General features: G+C 64.5%; 6 protein-coding genes. 5 read left to right on the forward strand and 1 reads right to left on the reverse strand.

From position 1 onward, the window contains the following. From RMO81_RS15585 to RMO81_RS15605, 5 genes are all read left to right on the forward strand, one after another. Positions 1 to 378, forward strand: a 378-nt coding sequence (locus RMO81_RS15585) for a TRAM domain-containing protein (protein WP_310476863.1), incomplete at its 5' end; no start/stop codon positions are given. Next, entirely contained in the window at positions 378 to 1,388 is a 1,011-nt protein-coding gene (locus tag RMO81_RS15590) for a PhoH family protein (protein ID WP_310476865.1), read from the forward strand. The genes RMO81_RS15585 and RMO81_RS15590, both read left to right, overlap by 1 nt. Further along, positions 1,388 to 1,897: an rRNA maturation RNase YbeY gene (gene ybeY / locus RMO81_RS15595; protein WP_310476867.1), complete on the forward strand. Its 510-nt coding sequence runs from the start codon at positions 1,388 to 1,390 to the stop codon at positions 1,895 to 1,897. Before RMO81_RS15590 ends, ybeY begins: the two co-directional genes overlap by 1 nt. A 2-nt stretch (positions 1,898 to 1,899) precedes the next feature. Next, positions 1,900 to 2,823 (forward strand): hemolysin family protein, encoded by a 924-nt coding sequence (locus tag RMO81_RS15600; protein ID WP_310476868.1) that lies wholly within the window; start codon positions 1,900 to 1,902, stop codon positions 2,821 to 2,823. Between the two features lie 34 nt (positions 2,824 to 2,857). Beyond that, positions 2,858 to 3,370 (forward strand): GNAT family N-acetyltransferase, encoded by a 513-nt coding sequence (locus tag RMO81_RS15605; RefSeq protein WP_409049638.1) that lies wholly within the window; start codon positions 2,858 to 2,860, stop codon positions 3,368 to 3,370. A gap of 96 nt (positions 3,371 to 3,466) precedes the next feature. Here RMO81_RS15605 and RMO81_RS15610 read toward each other — a convergent pair. Further along, on the reverse strand, positions 3,467 to 3,877 hold a 411-nt coding region (locus RMO81_RS15610; protein WP_310476869.1), incomplete at its 5' end, for an alanine racemase.

A 3,877-nucleotide genomic window follows, 5' to 3' on the forward strand; every position in this document is an offset into this window, starting at 1 on the left:
GTGCGCGAAGTGCAATATGCCGCCGCCTATTGCTTCAAATACAGCATCCGCCCCGGCACGCCGGCCGCCACCATGGCCGATCAGGTTCCCGAAGCGGTGAAGGACGAACGCCTCGCCCGCCTGCTGGCCGCCGTTTCCGAAGGCAGTCTGGCCTTCAACCGCACCACCGTCGGCCGCCGCTGCAAGGTTCTGCTTGAACGGCCGGGCCGCAAGCCAGGGCAGCTCATCGGCAAGACGCCGTGGCTGCAATCGGCCGTGGTTTCGATCCCCGGCGCCGCCATTGGTGATCTGGTTGAGGTGGACATTGTCGATGCCCACCCCAATAGTGTCGAAGCCGTTCCGGTGACCTCCTCCAAACAGGAAAGTGCAGCTGCCTGATGTCGAAGAAAGCCCCGCGCAGCCCGCTCATCGCCACTGACCGTGTTCGGTTGGAGATCGAGTTCGACAAGGTGCAATTGCTGGGGCCGTTGTTTGGCCAATATGATCAGAATCTGATCGCGCTCGAAGGCCAGCTCGGCGTTTATATCAGTGCCCGCGGCAATCGTGTGGTGGTGGAAGGCCAGGCCGAATCCGCTGCCCGCGCCCGCGATGTGTTGACCACGCTGTACAGCCGGCTGCTGAAGGGCGAGCAGATCGATACCGGCGACGTGCTGGGTGCCGTGTCCATCGCGTCTGATCCGTCGCTGGACGGGCTGATCCACGCCGATAGCGGCGCCGCCCCCACCACCGCGGCCATCCGCACCCGCCGCAAGACCATCGTTGCCCGATCGCCCACCCAGGTCCGCTATATCGAGGCGCTGGGCTCGTCCGACATTATCTTCGCGCTTGGCCCCGCCGGCACCGGCAAGACCTATCTCGCCGTGGCGCAGGCCGTCAGCCAGCTCATCGCCGGCAGCGTGGATCGGCTGATCCTGTCGCGCCCTGCCGTCGAAGCCGGCGAACGCCTCGGCTTCCTGCCCGGCGACCTGAAGGAAAAGGTCGATCCCTATCTGCGCCCGCTGTACGACGCGCTTTACGACATGCTGCCCGCCGAACAGGTCGAACGCCGGCTGGCCAGTGGCGAGATCGAGATTGCGCCGCTGGCCTTCATGCGCGGCCGCACGCTGGCCAACGCCTTCATCATCCTTGATGAAGCGCAGAACACCACGCCGCTGCAGATGAAGATGTTCCTGACGCGCTTTGGTGAACGCAGCCGCATGGTGATCTGCGGCGATCCCAACCAGGTCGATCTGCCGGTGGCGGGCTCGTCCGGTCTGGCCGACGCCGTGCGCAAGCTGGATGGCATCGAAGGCATCGCAACGCTGCGCTTCTCGGTCAAGGAAGTGGTGCGCCACCCGATCGTTGGCCGCATTGTCGAGGCCTATGAAGGCCCGGCGCAAGACGGCTGATGCTGGTTGTTGAAACCGATGTGGTGGCCGGCGATTGGCCAGCGGCGGACTGGCCGGCGCTGGCGCGTGCCGCCGTGGCTGCCGCGCTGGCGCAAACGCCCTATGCCGAGCTGGCCGATGCGTCGATGGCCGTGGAAGTGGCGGTGCGCCTGTCTGACAATGCCGAAGTGCACACATTGAACCGCCAATATCGCGACAAGGACAAGCCGACCAACATCCTGTCCTTCCCGATGCTCGCGCCCGACATGCTGGTCAGTCTGGCCAACAGCGATGATGGCGAAGTGCTGGTAGGCGATCTGGTGCTGGCTGCCGAAACCGTGGTGCGTGAAGCCGGCGAGAAGGGCTGGAGCGTGGCGGACTATGTTGGCCACCTTGTTGTCCACGGCACCCTGCACCTGTTAGGCTATGATCACGAAACCGGCGATTGGGACGCCGAGCAGATGGAGGCGCTGGAACGCGCCGCCTGTGCCCGGCTGCACCTGCCCGACCCGTATGAGGAAGACCAATAACCATGCCCGAGGGCGACAGTAGCGGCGACAGCCATTCTCGATTGCGCGGCAGCCGCTGGTGGCGGCAGGTCCGCGCCTTGCTGTCCAAAGCGCCCGAACACTCGCTGCGCGAAAGCCTTGAAGAGGCGATGGACGAAGCGGAAGACGGCCCCTCCAACAGCAAATCCGGCGATGATCTTGGCCCGGTGGAACGCGCCATGGTGCGCAACATGCTGCATCTGGGCGATGCCAGCGCCGGCGATATCGCCGTGCCGCGCACCGATATGATCATGTTTGACGCCGATGCCGGTTTCCCGGCGCTGGTGGCACGCTTCCGCGATGCCGGCCACAGCCGCATGCCAGTGTGGCGCGGCGAACGCGACAACATCATCGGCATGATCCACATCAAGGATGTCTACAGCCGCATCGCCGATACTTTTAACGACACGGTCAGCTCCGCGCCATTGCTTGGTCTGCCCATCGAACCGCTGCTGCGCGAAGTGCTGTTCGTGCCGGGATCGATGCGCATCGTCGATCTGCTCGCCCAATTGCGCGCCGGCCGCAGCCACATGGCCATCATCATCGATGAATATGGCGGCGTCGATGGCCTGGTGACCATCGAAGATCTGGTCGAGGAAATCGTTGGCGACATCGAGGACGAGCACGACGAAGTGGAAGCGGCGCTGATTCAGGAAGTTGGCGAACGTCTGTGGGAAGCAGATGCCCGCCTCGCCATCAACGACCTCGAACAGACGCTGGACGTGAGCCTGGCTGACGATGAAGTGGGCGAAGACGTCGATACGCTCGGCGGCCTCGTCTTCATGCTCGCCGGCCGCGTGCCCGCACCCGGCGAGTTCGTCGACCACCCGGCCGGCTGGCGCTTTGAAGTGATCGACGGCGATCCGCGGATGGTGAAGCGGCTGCGGATTCAACCGCTGGCGGCTTGAGCGGCCAGGGTGCCACGCCGGGCGGAGCAGCCACTTGCGCTTTGGGCGATTCGCCATGGCTTTTCAAAATCGAAGGTTCAGGATGCAGATACGGCAGGATGATACAACAGCTTCCGGTGTGGCAGACTTGCTTGCGCACCACCTGCGGGAGTTGCGGGGAGCGATGGCCGGGCAATCATTTGCTCTGGATGCAGCCGGGCTGTCGGCGGCGAGCGTGACATTCTGGACCGTCTGGGACGGCGAAACGCTGCTCGGATTTGGCGCCCTCAAGCAGTTGGATGCTGCCCATGGCGAGGTGAAGTCCATGCGCGCCGCGCCGGCTGCTCGCGGCACAGGTGTCGGCCGCGCGATTCTGCAGCACATCATCGAACAGGCTCGCCAACGCGGCTATGCGCGATTGAGCCTGGAAACCGGTACAGCGCCGCTGCACGTCCCGGCCATTGCACTGTACCAAAGCGCCGGGTTCATCCCCTGCGGCGCCTTTGCCGATTACGAGCCAAGCCCGCACAACCAGTTTTTCCGGCTGGATCTGGCCGACGGGCTATAGCCTCACGCAAAACAGGGTGATTGATTGCGCGACCGAAACCGAACGGGTGCGGGGTCTGCCAACCTTGCCTGTTGACGGTCTTTTCTCCTTCTGAATTCAGCCCCGCGAACCGAACAGCGCGCTGCCGACCCGCACCACGGTTGAGCCCAGCAGCGCTGCTGTTTCGCAATCGCTCGACATACCCATCGACAGGCCGGTGAGGCTCAGCCGCTTGGCATGCTCGGCGAGCAACGCGAAGTAAGGCGCGGGTTCGACGTTTGCCGGGGGGACGCACATCAGGCCGACGACATCCAGCCCGGCGTTGCGGGCCTGTTCCAGCAAGCTGGGCAGATCGGTGAGGGCGCAGCCGCCCTTTTGCTCCTCGGCGCCGATGTTGACCTGCAGATAGCAGGCTGGGCGCTTGCCGACGGCGGCTTGCGCCTTGGCGAGCGCGGTCACCAGCGACGGGCGATCAACGCTGTGGATCACGTCGAACAGGGCCACGGCTTCGGCCGCCTTGTTGGATTG

Source organism: Sandarakinorhabdus sp. (genome assembly GCF_031422795.1).
Classification (GTDB): Bacteria; Pseudomonadota; Alphaproteobacteria; order Sphingomonadales; family Sphingomonadaceae; genus Sandarakinorhabdus.